This is a genomic window from Flavobacterium sp., from assembly GCF_028689845.1.
GTDB lineage: Bacteria > Bacteroidota > Bacteroidia > Flavobacteriales > Flavobacteriaceae > Flavobacterium.
In genome coordinates this window covers 1-18,288 of the sequence record NZ_JAQVCH010000021.1, presented here as the reverse complement: position 1 = coordinate 18,288, position 18,288 = coordinate 1, and the positions used below count along the sequence as shown (strand labels likewise).

Sequence of the window (18,288 nt, the reverse complement as noted above, 5' to 3'; positions counted from 1 at the left end):
GTAACTTGCTTTAAATAATACAAAATATATTTTAAATCAAAGTCGCAAAAGCAACTTGATTCGGCTTTCTAAATGTAAGACTTTTAACTTAACAAGGCCGCTTTTAATCCTTCAAAATCAAGTTTGATTTGTTCGCCTGTTTGTAAATTTTTCAAACCAAACTCCAATCGTTCCATTTCAGATTGTCCTGCTAAAACAGCAAATGGAATTCCGCGTTTGTCAGCATGCTTAAATTGTTTGTCTAATTTGGCCGCATCGGGATATAATTCTACTTTAATTCCTGCTTGGCGTAATTGTGAAATGGCTTTCATCGCATAAAAACTTTCGCGAGTGCCATAATTCATAAAAAGAGCTTGGGTTGTGGCGGTAACCGTATCGGGAAATAGGCTTAATTCGTCTAAAACCAAATAAATTCGGTCTAAACCAAATGAAATTCCCACACCACTCATATTTTTTAATCCAAAAATACCAGTCAAATCATCATAACGACCACCACCACCAATAGAACCCATGGCCACATGCGGAGCAACGACTTCAAAAATGGCTCCCGTGTAGTAATTTAATCCTCGAGCCAAGGTTACATCCAAATCTAAAATAGCAGTTTGCAAACCTAATTCCTGTATCGCTTCAGTGATAAAACGAAGTTCTTCCACTCCTTTTTGACCTTCTTCCGACGATTGTAATAAAACCTGCAACTTATCGATTTTCTCCGACACACTTCCCGTAAAATGAAAGAGTGGTTGAATTTTAGCAATGGCTTCGGCAGAAATTCCTTTTTCAAGCATTTCGTTCTTCACCCCTTCCTCGCCAATTTTATCTAATTTATCTAAAGCAACCGTAAAATCGATTAATTTATCTTGAGCTCCAATCACTTCTGCAATGCCAGATAATATTTTGCGGTTATTGATTTTTATCGTCGTTCCGCCCAATCCCAATTGGGTAAAAACCGCATCATACAATTGAACTAATTCTACTTCTTGCCAAAGCGAATTTGAACCCACCACATCGGCGTCACATTGATAAAACTCTCTAAAACGTCCTTTTTGCGGACGATCGGCTCGCCAAACCGGTTGAATCTGATATCGCTTAAACGGAAATTCAATCTCGTTTTGATGTTGAACCACATACCGAGCAAACGGAACCGTTAAATCATAACGAAGTGCTTTTTCTGAGATTTTACTCGCTAATTTTTTATAGTCTTTTTGCGTGAGTTCTGCTTCAGACACTTTATCTAAATAATCTCCTGAATTCAATATTTTAAAAATCAACCGATCTCCTTCTTCTCCATATTTCCCCATTAAGGTATCCGAATTTTCAAAAGACGGGGTTTCAATCGGCTGAAAACCAAAAACCTCAAAATGATGTTTCATAATCGAGCTGATGTAATTTCGTTTTGCCACCTCTGTCGGTGAAAAATCTCTCGTTCCTTTTGGAATACTTGGTTTTTGAGCCATTATACTATTTATTAGATTCTGTTTTCATTTTTTTCCTGCTTTGCAGGAGATTCCTATTTCGCCTTCATCATCTTTCGGAATGACAAAAAAGAATTGCCTTTTAACTTTGCAGTTGAATTTTGATATTGAAATTGCATTTTGACCTTGCAAATATCTTACTTTTTAAAGAAAATAAAGAAACCTTGTAACAATTATTGTAATTTCGTGTCAAATAAGGAATATGGCACGATTAGTTAAAGAAAATATCAAAATTGCATTAGGTTCAATTAAAACCCAATTGCTTCGTACGATTTTGACCATCGTTATTATTGCAATTGGAATTACGGCTTTAGTCAGTATTTTAACGGTGGTTTCAGCTTTAGAAAACACGGTTTCTTCTAATTTTGCTTCGATGGGAGCCAACACTTTCAACATTCGCCAGTATGAATTGGAAGTCCGCGTTGGCAATAGTAGTCGCAACAACGACCGCGAAATCAATAATCCGATTATTTCCTATCCTGAAGCAAAAGCCTTTCAAGAAAAATACACCTATCCATTTACGCATGCCTCTTTATCGTTTACGGCCACTTCTGGAGCAGAAGTAAAATATGAAAATCAAAAAACAGATCCTGAAATTCAAATTTTAGGTGTGGATGATTATTTTTTAACCAACTCTGGCTTAGAACTCGCAGACGGACGAAACTTTACAGGTTTTGATATTGAAAATAATACGTTTGTTTGTGTCGTGGGTTCCGATTTTGCTAATGGCTTATTAAAAGATGTTAATCCCGTTGGAAAAACCATCTCCATTCGGGGAGCCAAATTTAAAGTGATTGGTATTTTAAAGGAAAAAGGGTCGACTTTTGGAAACAGTCAGGATTTACGAGTAATGATTCCGATTCAAGTAGCCCGTTCGCTTTTTTCGCAACCCAATATCAATTATAATTTAAGTGTATTGGTCGAGAAAAAAGAATTGCTAGAAGCCGCCATTGACCAAGCCATTATCACGATGCGACAAGTGAGAAAACAAAACCCGGTGGAAGAAAGCAATTTCGGCATCGTGCGAAGTGATGAATTAATCAATCAAATTTTATCGCTTACCTCTGTTTTAAGTGTTTCTGCTTGGATTATTGGCATCATTACTATTTTTGGTTCTTCGATTGCACTGATGAATATTATGTTGGTTTCTGTCACCGAACGAACTCGTGAAATTGGCGTTCGCAAAGCATTAGGAGCGACAAAGAATACGATTGCATTTCAGTTCTTTACTGAAACCATTGTCATCGGACAACTAGGTGGACTTTTAGGAATTATTTTAGGAATTACGATTGGTTCTGTTTTTGCCGCTTTACTTGAATTTCAATTCATCATTCCGTGGATGGCAATAATCGCGGCAGTCATCACTAGTTTTTTTGTAGCCTTAATTTCGGGTTTATATCCAGCCATCAAAGCATCACGACTAGACCCAATTGAAGCCTTGCGTTATGAATAAACCGTTATTTATTTAGGTTTTATTGCTTTAATCATACGGTCATTTCCATAAACATCTTTTCGCAATTCAACGGACTGAAATCCTTGATTGGAGAGTAAATCCAGCATGGCTTGCCCTAAGTATTGATTGATTTCAAAATATAAAAATCCGTTAGGAGTTAAGTTTTTCCAAGCTAAAGCAGCTATTTTTTCGTAAAAAATAAGCGGATTTTCATCAAAAACAAATAACGCAAGCGAAGGTTCAAAATCCAACACATTTTTAGCCATTGCTTCTTTTTCCGAGTAGCGAACATACGGCGGATTGGAAACAATCACGTCATACGATTTTGAAAAAGCAGTGATTTCTAAAATATTTTGATTCAGAAAAGTAATCATCACGTGGTTTTGTACTGCATTGGCTTGAGCAACCAATAAAGCTTCTTCCGAAACATCCAAAGCATCCACTTGAAGCAACTCGTTATTTTTTTTAAGAGAAATAGGAATACAACCCGTTCCAGTTCCAATATCCAACACCTTTAGCGGAGAAGTTGCCGATTGTAAATCAGCTAAAATCCAAGCAACTAATTCTTCGGTTTCCGGACGTGGAATTAAAGTATGTTCATTGACCGTAAAGGGAAGTCCGTAAAAAGAAGTTTCACCTAGGATGTATTGTATCGGCCGTTGCTCTTTTAAATCAGCTAGAATCAACTGCCATTTTTTTTCATCGGCTATTGCCAGCTGCAAAGAAGGATTCAACGCCAAATCGATGCGTTTAAGTTGGTGTAATTTTTCTAAAATCAGATAAAAAAAGCTATCAATTTCCATGGCATCATAAAAAGAAGCTAATTCGGAACGAAAAAAAGTTTGATAGTGTTTAAAAGTCATGAAAAGAAAATTTAAAGTGTTTTCAACATCCAAACCGGACAAGAAGTATGTCCTGTGCAACCCATTGGCTCTTTAATATAAGCAAAACCAACTTTTTTATATAAGTGCTGAGCCTCCAACATATTGGGCATGGTTTCTAAATAACACTGTTGATAGCCAAAAGAAAGGGCCGCTTCCAAACAAGTTGTCATCATTTGCTGTCCGAGCCCAATGCCTCTTGCTTCAGGTAAAAAATACATTTTTTGCAATTCGCAAAGCGAAGCGGCTTCATTTTCTAAGGGACTAATTCCGGCACCACCAATAATTTTTCCGTCTTGTTCCACCACAAAATAAGCACTTCTAGGTTTTGAATAGGTTTCAAACATACAATCTAACGAAATATCCGCATACGCCGTTCCCACTTTTGGCACTTGATGTTCCACTAAAACGGAACGGATTACAGTGGCAAGTTCTTGGTTATCGGACAATTGGATTGGTCGAATAAAAGGCATGGAATTCAGATTTACTTGTTGAAAACGTAAAAGTAAAACTATTTCTACTTTATTTCTCAAAAAGTGTAAATTTGTGAAACGATGAAACCAGAAATTTACATGCAACGTTGTTTGCAGTTGGCTAAAAATGGCTTTGGCAAAACCTATCCTAACCCGATGGTAGGCTGTGTAATTGTATCTAATAACCAAATTATTGGCGAAGGTTGGCATCAAAAAGCGGGTGAAGCACATGCCGAAGTTCATGCGATTAATGCTGTTAAAGACAGATCGCAATTAAAAAAAGCAACCTTATATGTGAGTTTAGAACCATGTAGCCATCACGGAAAAACACCTCCGTGTAGCGATTTAATTCTCAAATACAGCATCCCAAAAGTAGTTATTGGCACGGTTGATCCGCATAGTAAAGTAGCTGGAAAAGGAATTGAAAAACTTCAAAAAGCAGGTGTTTCTGTTGATGTAGGTGTTTTAGAAAAAGAATGCAGAGAACTGAACAAACGTTTTTTTACTTTTCATCAAAAAAAGCGTCCGTATATTATTCTAAAGTGGGCAGAAAGTGCCGATGGTTTTTTATCTCCAACACACAAAGAGACTTGCCAACCTGTTTGGATTACCAATAGCTATTCTCGGCAGTTAGTCCATAAATGGCGAACGGAAGAACAAGCTATTTTAGCTGGAACAACTACCGTTTTAGTCGATAACCCAAGTTTAGATGCACGAGATTGGAAAGGCACAAACCCTGTTAGAATTATTTTAGACCGTTTTGGAAAAATCCCATCTGATTTTACCGTTAAAAATAAAGCCCAAAAAACAATTATTTTTACGGAGCAAGAAATTTTTTCGAAAGATGAAAATTGTATTTATGAAAATATTATCTTTGATAGTCAACTTATTGAACGAATTTGTGCTTTTCTATATTCCTTAGAAATTCAATCTGTGCTTGTAGAAGGCGGAGCGAAAACCTTAACTAGCTTTATCGAGGCGGGTTTATGGGATGAAGCAAGGGTTTTTAAAGGAGCAATGATGTTTAAAGAAGGGACAAAAGCACCTTCCATAAACGGTATTTTAGAATTAATAAAAAACAGCAACAACGACGAACTTTTAATCTTGACCAAGCCATGATAAACACGATTATTTTTGATTTTGGAAATATTTTCATCGATTTGAATATGCCCGGACTAGAAAAAGCATTTAAGGATTTAGGCTTAACAGAATGGAACGAGGAGTTAGATGAACTAAACAAACGATTTGAAATTGGAAAAATCTCAGAAACTGAGTTTATTCAAGGTTTTCAAAAACAGTTGCCCGATGCTACGGTAGACGAAATCAGAGCTGCGTGGAATGCAATCTTGGGCGTTTTTCCTTTGGAAAGAGTAGAGTTTTTACAAAATTTAAAAGGAAAGTATCGGTTGTTTTTATTAACCAATACAGATATGATTCACATTGACCATTTTGAACACAAAGAAGGCATGTCTATGACGCGTGATTTTTATAACTGTTTTGAAAAAGTATATTATTCCTATGAATTAGGAATGCGAAAACCGGACGTAGAAATTTTTAAATTTCTAATTAACAAACACGAATTATCGCCAAAACGAACACTGTTTGTGGATGATAAAAAAGAAAATACCGATGCAGCGGCTTCGCTAGGCTTAGTAGTTTGGAATTTGAAAGTGGGAGAAGAAGTAGTAACCGATTTATTTGCCAAAAAAATTATTAGTTTGTGATTTATATTCTTCTGAGTGTTATTTTCAACACCTTATTATTTATTATTCTAAAATTATTTTCACGCTTTAACATTAACATCATTCAGGCTCTGGTTGTGAATTACTTAGTTGCTTTTGCAATGGGTTTATGGCGGAGTGAAACAGCCTTTCAACTTTCTGAAATCAGTCAGAAACCATGGTGGTTTGGCAGTGTTTTTTTGGGATTTTTATTCATTAGTGTCTTCTATGTAACGGCTTTAACCACACAACGAAACGGACTATCAGTAGCTACAGTAGCATCTAAAATGTCAGTCATTATCCCGATTGCAGCTGGTTTTATTCTATTTGAAGATGAGATGGGCTTTCTAAAAATAATAGGAATATTATTGGCTCTAGCGGCTGTTTATTTTACCTCGAAAAAAGCAGACGGAAACTCAAAATCGACAGGCAATATCACCTTACCGCTCTTGGTTTTTTTAGGAGCAGGAACCATTGATACAACGCTAAAAATTCTAGAACATCATTATTTACCTGTTTCAGAAATTCCGCTATTTTCTTCACACACGTTCTTAGTTGCTTTTGGGTTAGGAATAATAATCATTGGTTACCTTACTTGGAAGCACTACCAAAAAATAGAAGGTAAAAATATAGTAGCGGGAATCATTTTAGGCGTTCCTAATTATTTTGCTTTATATTATGTAATCAAAATGCTTTCTAGTAAGGTTTTTGAAAGCTCTACTATCTTTACTATAAATAACGTGGCTATTGTATTGCTTTCTTCGCTTACTGGATTAATTTTCTTTCAAGAAAAAATAAATAAACGAAATGGTTTTGGAATCGGGTTGGCTATTTTAGCTTTAGTATTAGTAAGTAAATAAGGTATGAATGAATTCAAGGATACATATAAAACCATCGAAACGGCTTCGGAAGAAGTCTTATTTAAAGAAAAGAATAGTAAGTTCTTTGGATATGCCTATTCTGTAACGACTGAAGAGGAAGTTAAAACCCATCTCGAACAGCTCAAAAAACAACACTTTTCGGCACGTCACTGGTGTTATGCCTATCAAATAGGTATAGAACAACTTAGTTTTAGAGCAAATGACGACGGCGAACCAAATAATAGTGCAGGAATGCCTATTTACGGCCAAATCCAATCGTTTGAAGTCACCAATATTCTAGTAGTCGTGGTTCGTTATTTTGGAGGTGTAAAATTAGGCGTAGGCGGATTAATATCGGCCTATAAAACAACAGCACAAATGGCATTGGAAAATGCAACAATCGTAGAAAAAACAATTGATGTTACTTTTATACTCACTTTTGATTATAAAAACATAAATAAGGTGATGCGAATTATCAAAGAAAAAAAAATCGAAATCATCGCTCAAAAAATGGAACTGAATTGTGAAATTCAAATTGCAATCCGAAAAAAAAATGCCGACACGATTGCCGACATTTTTGCTTCACTCTTTGAAATAACAATCAAAAAAGCGGATTAATTTTCAGATAATTCCATCCGATCAATAATTGCTTTGATGTTTGCTGGTGGAAGAATTGGTTTACCGGTATGAATATCCACAAAAACCAAAATAAAATCGGCCGTTGTTAATAACTCTCCTTTTTCATTTAAAATTTTACATTCAAATTCTATCTTCACAGAGCTTTGATTTTTAAATTTAGTCACTACGGTAAGTAAGTCGTCATAACGTGCTGGTTTTTTGTAACTTATATTTATATTAACAATTGGAAGAGCGACACCGTTTTCTTCCATGCTTTTATAGGAAATACCCTGATTTCTAAGCCATTCGACTCTACCAACCTCAAAATAAGGCAAATAATTCCCGTGATACACCACACCCATTTGGTCTGTTTCCGAATAGCGAACGCGTAATTCTAATTGTTGTTCTTTCATACTTTTCTGTAATTTTTTTCTTATATAATGATTTAACCCTTAATCCATCTTTACAACATTATTTCAATATAACCAATAGCAATTTATTTTTTTTTAAGTTTTTTTGTTCACATATTTGTTAACCCAAAAGTTAGTGAGAAAATAGTCTATTTTCTTAACAGAATAACCTTTAGTAAACAATATAATTTTTAGAATTTATGAGCAAAACTGCGGAATCGGTATGGGAAAACTGTCTAGCGTTTATAAAAGACAATATTCAGGAGCAAGCCTATAAAACTTGGTTCGAACCTATTCGTTCAGTGGAACTCACAGACAATGCTTTATACATTCAAGTACCAAGCAAATTTTTCTATGAATGGTTAGAGGAACACTATGTTAAATTACTCAAAGTGGCCTTAACCAAAGAACTTGGAAAAAATGCAAAGTTACTGTATAAAATCAAAATGGAAAACACTTATGGCAATAAACAACCGTTTACGGAACAATTGCCAAGTACACACCGCAGTCCTGTTAAGCCACAAGATGTCGATGCTCCACTGAAAAACATCAGTCCTGAGCTAAAAAACCCATTTGTAATTCCTGGTATTCGCAATTTAAAAATTGAATCTCAGCTGAATGCAAATTATAGTTTTGATAATTTCCTTGAAGGTGACTCCAATCGCTTGGCTCGCTCTGCTGGAATGGCAGTGGCCAATAAACCAGGCGGAACTTCCTTCAATCCCCTTTTAATTTTTGGCGGAGTTGGATTAGGAAAAACCCACTTGGCTCATGCAATTGGTGTTGAAATTAAAGATAAATATCCAGACAAAACAGTGTTGTACATCTCTGCAGAAGTATTTACACAACAATATATCGATTCGGTTAAGAAAAACACACGAAATGATTTTATTCATTTTTATCAATTAATTGATGTTTTAATTATTGATGATGTGCAATTCCTTTCCGGAAAATCTGGAACACAAGATGTGTTTTTCCACATTTTCAATTACTTACATCAAAACGGTAAACAAGTCATTTTGACTTCAGACAAAGCACCGGTAGATATGCAAGATATCGAACAGCGGTTGTTATCTCGTTTCAAATGGGGATTATCCGCAGAATTGCACCAACCCGATTATGAAACCCGTATTTCTATTTTGAAAAACATTTTATATCGCGATGGTGTCGAAATTCCTGAAGAAATCATTGAATATGTCGCTCGAAATATCAAATCGAATGTTCGCGAATTAGAAGGAGCTATTATTTCATTAATTGCTCAATCGTCTTTCAATAAAAAAGAAGTTAATTTAGAATTGGCTAAAAGCGTTGTTGAAAAATTTGTCAAGAATATCAAACGAGAAATATCTATTGATTATATTCAAAAAGTAGTCTCTGATTATTTTCAATTAGATTTAGATACCTTACAATCCAAAACACGGAAACGACATGTCGTTCAAGCTCGTCAGCTAGCAATGTTCTTTGCTAAGAAATTTACCAAAGCCTCATTGGCTAATATTGGTTCACAAATTGGCGACCGAGATCATGCCACGGTACTCCATGCTTGTAAAACAGTGGATAATTTGGTTACAACAGATAAACAGTTTAGAAAGTTTGTAGATGATATTCACAAAAAATTATCACTATAAGTTATTTTTAAAATTAAACTACTTGATTGAATAAGCGTTTTTTATATTTTTTTTGAGTATATGCCTATTAAAATAATAATGGTTTGTTTGGGAAATATTTGCCGTTCTCCTTTGGCAGAAGGGATTTTGGCATCCAAACTTTCCGCCGATGATTTTTTGGTTGATTCTGCTGGAACAGGCCATTGGCACGTTGGCAATTCACCCGACAAACGATCCATCCTAACGGCCGAAAAAAACGGTATTGACATTTCTAAACAAAGAGGAAAACTCTTTACGCCCGCTTTGTTTGAAAAGTTTGATTACATTTATGTAATGGACATATCTAATTATGCCGATGTACTTGAAATGGCTCCAAACGAAGAAGCTAAGAAAAAAGTAACCCTAATTTTAGAAGAAATTTTTCCAGGTGAAAAAGTAGATGTGCCAGACCCCTATCACGGATTACAAAGCAATTTTGATCAAGTTTACGAAATGCTCGACGAAGCGTGTGAAAGTATTGCCAATAAATTGATTGAAAAACATTCAAAAAAATGAAACCCGTCACTTTTTTAGGAAAATTATATTTGATTCCCACCACACTTGGCGAAGTCGCCCCGGATGATGTGTTGCCACAAACCGTCAAAAGAGCTATCGATTTCATTCAGGATTATGTAGTAGAAAATGAAAAAACGGCCAGAAAGTTTATCAAATCAATTAATCCAGAAAAAATACAAGCCAATTTACGCCTTCACGTTCTAAATAAACATACCGAAACAAGTGTATACAATGAAATGCTAAAACCTTGCTTAAACGGCTTGCATGTCGGTTTAATGAGCGAAGCAGGTTGTCCTGGCGTAGCAGACCCGGGTGCGGTGATTGTAAAATTAGCTCATGAAAAAGGAATTCAAGTTGTTCCGCTAGTAGGTCCTTCTTCTATCCTACTTGCTTTAATGGGTTCTGGAATGAACGGTCAAAGTTTTGCGTTCAATGGTTATTTACCTATTGACAAAGGCGAAAAGAAAGCCAGTTTAAAAAACTTAGAACGCCTTTCATTCGAAAAAAATCAGGCACAACTATTTATTGAAACGCCTTATCGGAACAACAAATTGTTAGAAGACATTCTTCAAACCTTACAAAATGCGACGCAACTTTGCATTGCAACAGACATCACCTTACCAACTGAATTCATCAAAACGATGCCAATCAGCGAATGGAAAAAAACAAAGGCCGATTTACACAATCGACCTACTATCTTTATAATTCAAAAATCTTAACTAATTATTTTGCTTTCGCTCTTCCATTAGCAACAATATGCGAAGTATCATATCCGCCAAATTGTTTGATATAACTTTTTAAGGAAGTTCCGTATCCATCTTTAATTCCTCTAGTTCCGTTACTTTTCAAGAATTTTTTAACAGAACCTGCTCCGCCTAAATGGGCAGCGGCTAATAATCCAGATTCAGTAATTTTTACACCACTAATTACCTGACCCTCAAATTGTTTGATTTCTTCCTTCAAAATATGCTTATTGATAGACAAAAGTGCTCTAAACGCCTTTTCTTGTAGTTTAGGCGAATTCATAAAAGCGGTACTATCGGTAATTCCAAGTGTTCGTAAAGTTCCAATTCCAAATTGGTATTTACCCATATAACCCAATGTATTCACTAAGTGATATTTTCCTTGCGATTCCTTAAAACTCAAAGCTTGTTTAAAACCAGCAAATGATTTTCCTGTTTGAGGAATATTGATAGCAACATAGGCTAAATCATCTTCAGAAGGAACAGTATAATTTAATTTTTCTACCGCATGATCGACATAAAACCAATTCAATTTCTCTAATTGATACGGTTTAAAACCGGAGCTAATTATTAAGACAACCAGGGCAATACTAGAATAAAAATACCATTTTTTCGACATAAACGTTTATTTCTCAAGTGCTGTCACCATCTTGAATTACCGCGGGCAAATATACGTTTTAAAATTATAAATTTAACAATCAAGTAGTTAATATTTTCTAAAAGTAAAAGAAATAGAATTTCGAATTTCCGGAGGTGTTGATTTCAAACGTTGGAGCAGGAATCTTAACCATATTAAAAACGGAGAAAAGAGTCTTTAAAAAGTAAGAATTAGATTTAATTTTTGTCAAATCCACATCCAAACTAAGGTAAAATTGTCGGTAACGCTCTTGATTTTGTGTATCGATTGCAGAAGTCATTCCATCTGCTCCATATCCTAAAGCAAGATTTGCCCATTTGGGGATAGCAGTTGTTTTAAAAAAGGAAGCCACATTAGCAGAAAGCCAATAGGTTTGTCCGTTGTAATCTTTTAAAATTTGCTCACTCAACGAACTTCCAAGTAGTTCGGGTCGTTGATTAGCATAGGAGGTGGTATGAAAAGAAAACTTAGGAATGATACGTTGTTCCTTCCAAAGCATTTCTTGAGAAACGTAAAGCGAGGTTCCCACGGCATTAGAGAAGATATCGCCCCACGAAAAACCCCATTCGGCAGAATATCCATCAAAAACCTCCACTGCTGTTAAAAAAGCAAAACCGTATCCAGCTCCATATAAAAGTTGATCTTTTTTAGAAACACCAGACCATTGGAGCATTTCTGCACTAAATCGACCTAAATGATAAGCCGAATATACATGCCCTAATTTATCCATTTGCATCCAATTGGAATTATCATTCACCGTATGAAAGTTAGATTTTGGATAATCAGCATACCAAAGCTGGTTCAATCCTACCAATGCGGTGGCTGTTAAAACAGATTCTGAAATAACAACTGCATTTCTTCTGGCTTGGTGGAGCGTATCCGAAGGCTTAAAAAAAGCATCAAAACCCGCTTGCGAATAAACTGAACTCAACCAAAAGAAGTTGAAAAAAACGGAGGCTATGCGAAGAGTATTTCTCAATTAATTAGGGTGCCGTTTGGCTATTTAACCAATTGGCATAATTACGGGCATTGACATTATGCTGAGCTAAAGTCGATGCAAATTCATGATAACCAAATCGGGTAACACTGGCACAGAAATAAATAAAATCGTGTTGTTCTGGATTTAAAACAGCATCAATGGCATTGACATCGGGCATAAAAATTGGTCCCGGTGGTAGTCCACCATATTTATAGGTATTATAAGGTGAATCAATTTCCAAATGTTTATGATAAACGCGTTTAATCACTTGACTAAAGTCTTGATTGACCATTTTATAGGCAAAAATAACGGTAGGATCAGCTTGTAAAGGCATTCCCATTTTCAATCGATTCAAATAAACTTGGGCAACGCGGGGTCTTTCGTCTACTTTTGCTGTTTCTTTTTGAACAATCGAAGCTAGAATAGAAACCTCAACGGGTGTTAATCCTAAAGCAGTAGCTTTCGCTTTTCGCTCCTCATTCCAAAATCGATAATATTCTTTGGCCATTTGATTTCTGAATTTCTCGGCCGAAGTATTCCAATAAAACTCAAAAGTATTCGGCAGCAAAATGGTAAAGACATTTTCTTCTGTAAAACCATTTTCAGCAAGAAAAGCAGGGTTTTTAAAGGCTTGCAATACAGCCAAACTGTCAGTTTCTAACTGTGAGCCAATTCTTCCTGCAAAATCTTCTAAACGTTCTTGGTTATTAAAAGTCACGCGAACAGGTACAGGCAATCGCATGGCAGAAACAATTGCATGGGTATTCATCCCTTTCGTTAATTCAAATTTCCCCGCTTTAATAGCTGTTGCATACCCTCGTTGCTCGGCTAACGTCACAAATTTGCTCATATCTGCAAGATAAGGTTCGAGTAGTGTTTGCACTTCTTCAAAAGTAGCTGTGGTTGGAACATAGATGGCTACTTTATTTTCTGAAAAACGCGTGTTAGGAGTAAATAGAACTTGATACATTTTAAATCCGAAATAGGCCAAAACAACTACGATTAAAGCCGAAAAATATAAAATAAACTTTTTAAAAGTCATAAACTTACTAAATTAAGAAGAACTAATTAATTGATACAAACCTTCATCGGAAAATTGTCCTTTGTTAAAATTCCAATCTTTTTTAATTCCAACACATTGAAAACCAAAAGTAGTAAAAAGAGCAATACTAGCATGATTATCTGTCGAAATAGTCGCATATAATTGATGTAACGCTAGCACTTCAAAACTATATTGAATAAGTAAAGCTACTGCCTGATGACCATATCCTTGATTTCTATGGTTTGGATGCTGAATTAAAATGCCAATACCAGCCCGTTGATTCTTTGGATCAAAGTCAAATAAATCAATCAAACCAATTGCTTCAAAACTGTCGTTTTTACAAATTGCTAACCGCAATTGTTTGGCTTCAAAAATATCTTGTTGTGCATTTTCTAAGTATTGACGGATTAAAAACCTACTGTAGGGCGTTTGCGTTTGGCTAATTTCCCAAATAGAAGTGTCATTTTCTAATTCATAGACAAATTCTAAATCCTCAGGTTCTAAAGCACGAAGGTAAATATGTTGGCCTTTTAATGTTGTCATACGTTCTAATCTAACCTATTAATTTTTCCTTGAAATACGAAAGTAGCGGGGCCAATTAAAAAAATATCATGGTAAGATGAACCACTATTTTGAAATTTAACCTGAAGTTGTCCGCCTTCGGTCAATAACGTAATTTGATTAGCGTTTGTTTTACCCATAAAATGCATCGCGATAGCAACCGCGGTAACACCCGTTCCGCAAGATAAGGTTTCATCTTCTACGCCTCTTTCATAGGTTCGTACGGCAAAAGTATTCGCATTTAATTGAGAAACAAAATTCACATTACTACCTGCATTCCCATATAAATTTGAATAACGAATTTTGCTGCCTTCTTCTTTTACCTTATAATGTGCTAAATTTTCCACTAGTTCAACATGATGAGGAGAACCCGTATTTAAAAATACAAATTCAGGCTCCATTTTAATTTGATCTACCTCTTTCATCTGCAAAGACACCAATCCGTTTTCGTCAATGGTGGCCTGATGCAAACCATCAGTTGCAATAAATAAGGTTTGATGGGAGATTAATCCGAGTTGTTTTGCAAAAGCAACAATACAGCGACCACCATTGCCACACATAGAGCTTTCATTTCCATCTGAATTATAGTATACCATTCTAAAATCTGAATCTTTGTCAGGTTCTAATAAAATTAAGCCATCTGCACCTATCCCGAAACGACGGTCACACAACTTTTCTATGAATTTGGTATTGTTTTTGGGAAAAAGATGCAGGCGGTTATCCACCATTATAAAATCATTTCCTGTTCCTTGGTATTTATAAAATGAATCGTTCATTTTGAAATATTTAATAGCACAAAAATACAATTATTTTAAAGAAAAGTTAAAGATAGTTAAGGTTCGTTAAACAATTATAAAAACGCTTGTAATGTTATATTTTTACGTTATATTTATTAAATTTAGATGTTCATTATGAAAAACACAACCAATTTATTTCTAGTTTCAATTTTAAGTGGTGTAATCACTTTGGGAGCTTATAAGTTGTTCATCGAAGAGCCTACCTCTTCCAAAGACATCTTAACCACTGCTCCATCCTTATTAACCAAAAATGTTGGTCTTTCTGCCGAAACGGTTGATTTTACTGATGCCGCCGAAATGGTTTTGCACCAAGTAGTCCACGTTAAAAACGTTTCTTATCGTACGGTTTCCAATCCGATGATGGAATTTATGTACGGCTACAAAGGCGGACAACAGCAACAAATTGGAACCGGTTCGGGCGTGATTATCTCTGAAGACGGTTATATTGTTACAAATAACCACGTAATTAAGGATGCTCAAGAAATTGAAATCACCTTAAATAATAGAAAAACGTATAAAGCAAAACTAATTGGCACCGATTCAAAAATGGATATTGCTTTGCTAAAAGTGGATGCAGAAGAGAAATTAGCTTATGCCGTTTTTGCAGATTCAGACCATGTAAAAGTGGGTGAATGGGTTTTGGCAGTAGGAAATCCGTATAATCTAAATTCAACCGTGACAGCAGGAATTATTTCTGCAAAAGCACGCAATCTTGATTCGGGTGGCATTCAATCGTTTCTTCAAACCGATGCCGTGGTTAATCCAGGAAATAGCGGTGGAGCGTTAGTAAATACCAACGGTGAATTAGTGGGAATCAACACAATGATTTCCTCAAATACAGGAAGTTATGTCGGCTATTCCTTTGCGGTTCCTTCCAACATTACCCGTAAAATCATAGAAGATATAATGGAGTATGGAAATGTACAACGTGGAATCTTAGGAATCGAAGGCTACGAGCTCAATGGAAATGCCGCAAGAGAATTAAAGCTAGAGGAATCGCAAGGATTCTATGTCAATAAAGTAAGTAAAAATTCGGGAGCTGAAAAAGCAGGAATACAAGCTGGTGATGTGATTACGCGATTAGACAATCAAAACATTACTTCCTTTGCAGAATTGTCGGGTTATGTCAATACGAAACGACCTAATGACGAAATTAAGGTGTTGCTTAATCGAGATGGAAAAACTTTATTGGTCCCCGTTAAATTAACTAAAAAAGAATTGATTAATTATGAATTCTACGGATTAGAATTAGAAGACATTGAAGCTGCAGATAAAAAACACTTCGGTATTAAAAACGGAGTAAAAATTAAAGACATTACTAATGAAAAATTGATTCCTTATAGTGAAGAATTAAAAGGAAGCATCATTCTAAGCATTGATGGCGTAAAAGCAATAGATGTGGAGAGCGTTTCTAGAAATCTAGGAAGTCGGTCTGAAAAACAAGGTGTTCGAGTAGAATTACTTTTAAAAAATGGACAAGTCATGCGAATTATCATCTAAAAAACGGGGTTAATTTGAGTTAAATCCTGCAAGTACAACTAAAATTGAACTTGCAGGGTTTTATTCTTTAAATAATTCTTAAAATGCTGTTCGAAAACGTTTGAAATCAATACTTTTGCACCAAATTTTGACAACACTAACTATTTATACGCATGAAAAACAATCCATCTTTATACGAAAAAGAACTTTCGTTTCAAGCTGACCGAAGGAGAGCCGGAGTAGAATTCATTAAATTCATCAGTGATTTATGGTATGAAAAATCCATAGAAGTCGTTTTGTTTAGAAATCAGTTGATTGACAAAAATGTTTCTGAAATTCTAAACCTTCATGAATATGCTGGAGAGTTTGTTGGTAAACCTATTTCGATTTTTGATTCGGTAGAAATTGCTCGCGAAATGCTATCGCTAGATTTACCACCCTCAAAATTAGATATTGGAAAACTAACCTTTGAATACCATCTAGAAGACGACAAATATCGAAACACAAAATCGTTTGTTATTGATAAATTAAAAAAAGCAAAAGAGTCTGAAAGCATCCAACCCAAAGATGTCATTTTATATGGTTTTGGTAGAATCGGAAGATTATTAGCCCGTGAATTAATGTCGAAAACCGGAAAAGGAAATCAATTACGCCTTCGTGCTATTGTGACGCGAGACAAAAACGACATTTCTATTTTAGAAAAAAGAGCTTCGCTTTTACGATATGATTCGGTTCACGGAGATTTTCAAGGTTCAGTGACTGCAGATTTAGAAAACAATGCTTTAATTATTAATGGAACAACTGTACATATTATTTCTGCCAATAGTCCAGAAGAAATTGATTATACACAATACGGAATTAATGACGCTTTAGTAATTGATAATTCTGGAGCATTTACTTCAGAAGAAGCTTTAAAAAGACATTTAGTGTCTAAAGGAGTTTCAAAAGTGCTACTAACTGCCCCTGGAAAAGGGGTGCCCAATATTGTATATGGAGTAAATCACAAAGAATACAATCCAGACGAAATAGCCATTTTTTCGGCTGCTTCTTGTACAACTAACGCCATCACGCCTGTTTTAAAAGCCATCGAAGATACGTTAGGAGTAGTAAAAGGACATTTAGAAACTATTCACGCCTATACCAATGACCAAAACTTAGTAGACAATATGCACCGAAAATACCGAAGAGGTCGTGCTGCAGCTTTAAATATGGTCATTACAGAAACGGGAGCAGGCAGTGCTGTGGCAAAAGCTTTACCCTCATTAACAGGAAAATTAACGTCAAATGCCATTCGTGTTCCGGTGCCAAATGGTTCTTTAGCCGTGTTGAATTTAGAAGTAAGCAAAGAAACTTCCATTCAAGAAGTGAACAACATCATGAAAAAATATGCTTTGGAAGGTGAATTGGTAGAACAAATTAAATATTCATTAAACAATGAATTGGTTTCTTCCGATATCGTGGGAACAAATGCACCAGCAATTTATGATAGTAATGCAACGATTGTTTCTGCTGACGGAAAAAACATTGTCTTATATGTTTGGTATGATAATGAATTTGGATACAGCCATCAAGTAGTTCGTCTAGCAAAATATATTGCAAAAGTAAGACGTTATGCTTATTACTAAAATAGACTAACCCAACCTGAAAGTCCGTTTCAATTTAGTTTGAAGCGGATTTTTTTTGTTTAAAATAAAAAAGTTCACACCAAATAAAAAACTCCCGAAAATTTCGGGAGTTTTGTTATAAAAATTGAACTAAAATTAAGCTTCAGCAGCGATTAAATTCAAGGCAGAACCAGCAATAAACCAGCCAATTTGGCTTGCATTATAAGTATGATTAGCCATGATAATGTCTTTTGAACCATCGGCATGAACAAACTCCAAAGTAAGCGGCTTACCAGGTGTAAAGCTCACTAAATCAATGAAGTTAATCGTATCATCTTCTTGAATTAAATCATAATCTGCTTCATTAGCAAATGTTAAACCTAACATTCCTTGTTT

19 protein-coding genes and 1 pseudogene are annotated in these 18,288 nt (G+C 35.4%); 10 read left to right on the top strand and 10 right to left on the bottom strand.

The window, feature by feature from the left end; genetic code table 11:
- Window positions 1-83: 83 nt before the first annotated feature.
- Entirely contained in the window at window positions 84-1,454 is a 1,371-nt protein-coding gene (gene hisS, locus PHR76_RS09090) for a histidine--tRNA ligase (protein WP_300061309.1), read from the bottom strand.
- 220 nt (window positions 1,455-1,674) lie between these two features.
- On the opposite strand from hisS, the gene PHR76_RS09085 reads away from it, so the two are divergent.
- Window positions 1,675-2,925, top strand: a complete 1,251-nt coding sequence (locus PHR76_RS09085) for an ABC transporter permease (RefSeq protein WP_300061306.1) — start codon at window positions 1,675-1,677, stop codon at window positions 2,923-2,925.
- Between the two features lie 8 nt (window positions 2,926-2,933).
- Here PHR76_RS09085 and prmC read toward each other — a convergent pair whose 3' ends face one another.
- Window positions 2,934-3,788 carry a peptide chain release factor N(5)-glutamine methyltransferase gene (gene prmC / locus PHR76_RS09080; protein ID WP_300061303.1) on the bottom strand — a complete coding sequence of 285 codons (855 nt, stop codon included), beginning with the start codon at window positions 3,786-3,788 and terminating at the stop codon, window positions 2,934-2,936.
- Window positions 3,789-3,799: 11 nt separating this feature from the next.
- Window positions 3,800-4,279 (bottom strand): GNAT family N-acetyltransferase, encoded by a 480-nt coding sequence (locus PHR76_RS09075; protein ID WP_300061401.1) that lies wholly within the window; start codon window positions 4,277-4,279, stop codon window positions 3,800-3,802.
- A gap of 81 nt (window positions 4,280-4,360) precedes the next feature.
- Between PHR76_RS09075 and ribD the strand changes: the two genes are divergently transcribed.
- The 4 genes from ribD to PHR76_RS09055 are packed head-to-tail and all read left to right on the top strand — an operon-like array spanning window position 4,361 to window position 7,478.
- Window positions 4,361-5,398 (top strand): bifunctional diaminohydroxyphosphoribosylaminopyrimidine deaminase/5-amino-6-(5-phosphoribosylamino)uracil reductase RibD, encoded by a 1,038-nt coding sequence (gene ribD / locus PHR76_RS09070; protein WP_300061300.1) that lies wholly within the window; start codon window positions 4,361-4,363, stop codon window positions 5,396-5,398.
- Window positions 5,395-6,003 carry an HAD family phosphatase gene (locus PHR76_RS09065; protein ID WP_300061297.1) on the top strand — a complete coding sequence of 203 codons (609 nt, stop codon included), beginning with the start codon at window positions 5,395-5,397 and terminating at the stop codon, window positions 6,001-6,003. The genes ribD and PHR76_RS09065 overlap by 4 nt, the downstream gene beginning before the upstream one ends.
- Window positions 6,000-6,860, top strand: coding sequence for a DMT family transporter (locus PHR76_RS09060; RefSeq protein ID WP_300061295.1), 861 nt, complete (start codon window positions 6,000-6,002; stop codon window positions 6,858-6,860). Before PHR76_RS09065 ends, PHR76_RS09060 begins: the two co-directional genes overlap by 4 nt.
- 3 nt (window positions 6,861-6,863) lie before the next feature.
- The gene (locus tag PHR76_RS09055) at window positions 6,864-7,478 is read left to right on the top strand and encodes a YigZ family protein (protein ID WP_300061291.1); all 615 of its coding nucleotides are present in this window, start codon (window positions 6,864-6,866) and stop codon (window positions 7,476-7,478) included.
- Here PHR76_RS09055 and PHR76_RS09050 read toward each other — a convergent pair.
- Entirely contained in the window at window positions 7,475-7,891 is a 417-nt protein-coding gene (locus PHR76_RS09050) for a thioesterase family protein (RefSeq protein ID WP_300061288.1), read from the bottom strand. The genes PHR76_RS09055 and PHR76_RS09050 overlap by 4 nt on opposite strands.
- A 197-nt stretch (window positions 7,892-8,088) precedes the next feature.
- Here PHR76_RS09050 and dnaA point away from each other — a divergent pair, with 197 nt between their 5' ends.
- Genes dnaA through PHR76_RS09035 form a run of 3 tightly spaced genes read left to right on the top strand, consistent with a single transcriptional unit; the run spans window position 8,089 to window position 10,769 of the window.
- Window positions 8,089-9,516, top strand: a complete 1,428-nt coding sequence (dnaA, locus tag PHR76_RS09045) for a chromosomal replication initiator protein DnaA (protein WP_300061285.1) — start codon at window positions 8,089-8,091, stop codon at window positions 9,514-9,516.
- Between the two features lie 60 nt (window positions 9,517-9,576).
- Window positions 9,577-10,050 (top strand): low molecular weight protein-tyrosine-phosphatase, encoded by a 474-nt coding sequence (locus tag PHR76_RS09040; protein WP_300061282.1) that lies wholly within the window; start codon window positions 9,577-9,579, stop codon window positions 10,048-10,050.
- On the top strand, window positions 10,047-10,769 hold the full coding sequence (locus tag PHR76_RS09035; RefSeq protein WP_300061279.1) for an SAM-dependent methyltransferase: 723 nt from the start codon (window positions 10,047-10,049) through the stop codon (window positions 10,767-10,769). Before PHR76_RS09040 ends, PHR76_RS09035 begins: the two co-directional genes overlap by 4 nt.
- Window positions 10,770-10,773: 4 nt before the next feature.
- On the opposite strand, the gene PHR76_RS09030 is transcribed toward PHR76_RS09035, so the two are convergent.
- The 5 genes from PHR76_RS09030 to dapF all read right to left on the bottom strand — a co-directional run bounded on the left by PHR76_RS09030 (window position 10,774) and on the right by dapF (window position 14,788).
- Window positions 10,774-11,412: a peptidoglycan-binding protein LysM gene (locus tag PHR76_RS09030; protein WP_300061276.1), complete on the bottom strand. Its 639-nt coding sequence runs from the start codon at window positions 11,410-11,412 to the stop codon at window positions 10,774-10,776.
- 97 nt (window positions 11,413-11,509) lie between these two features.
- Complete coding sequence (locus tag PHR76_RS09025; protein WP_300061273.1) at window positions 11,510-12,361, bottom strand: DUF2279 domain-containing protein; 852 nt, start codon at window positions 12,359-12,361, stop codon at window positions 11,510-11,512.
- Between the two features lie 52 nt (window positions 12,362-12,413).
- Complete coding sequence (mltG, locus tag PHR76_RS09020) at window positions 12,414-13,451, bottom strand: endolytic transglycosylase MltG (protein ID WP_300061270.1); 1,038 nt, start codon at window positions 13,449-13,451, stop codon at window positions 12,414-12,416.
- Window positions 13,452-13,463: 12 nt separating this feature from the next.
- The gene (locus PHR76_RS09015; protein ID WP_300061267.1) at window positions 13,464-13,994 is read right to left on the bottom strand and encodes a GNAT family N-acetyltransferase; all 531 of its coding nucleotides are present in this window, start codon (window positions 13,992-13,994) and stop codon (window positions 13,464-13,466) included.
- Between the two features lie 5 nt (window positions 13,995-13,999).
- Window positions 14,000-14,788 (bottom strand): diaminopimelate epimerase, encoded by a 789-nt coding sequence (dapF, locus tag PHR76_RS09010; protein WP_300061264.1) that lies wholly within the window; start codon window positions 14,786-14,788, stop codon window positions 14,000-14,002.
- 135 nt (window positions 14,789-14,923) lie between these two features.
- Here dapF and PHR76_RS09005 point away from each other — a divergent pair, with 135 nt between their 5' ends.
- Window positions 14,924-16,309 (top strand): trypsin-like peptidase domain-containing protein, encoded by a 1,386-nt coding sequence (locus tag PHR76_RS09005; RefSeq protein WP_300061261.1) that lies wholly within the window; start codon window positions 14,924-14,926, stop codon window positions 16,307-16,309.
- 152 nt (window positions 16,310-16,461) lie between these two features.
- Window positions 16,462-17,913, top strand: coding sequence for a glyceraldehyde-3-phosphate dehydrogenase (locus PHR76_RS09000; RefSeq protein WP_300061258.1), 1,452 nt, complete (start codon window positions 16,462-16,464; stop codon window positions 17,911-17,913).
- A gap of 135 nt (window positions 17,914-18,048) precedes the next feature.
- On the opposite strand, the pseudogene PHR76_RS08995 reads toward PHR76_RS09000, so the two are convergent.
- Window positions 18,049-18,288 (bottom strand): annotated as a pseudogene (locus PHR76_RS08995) (aconitate hydratase); the annotation flags it as partial.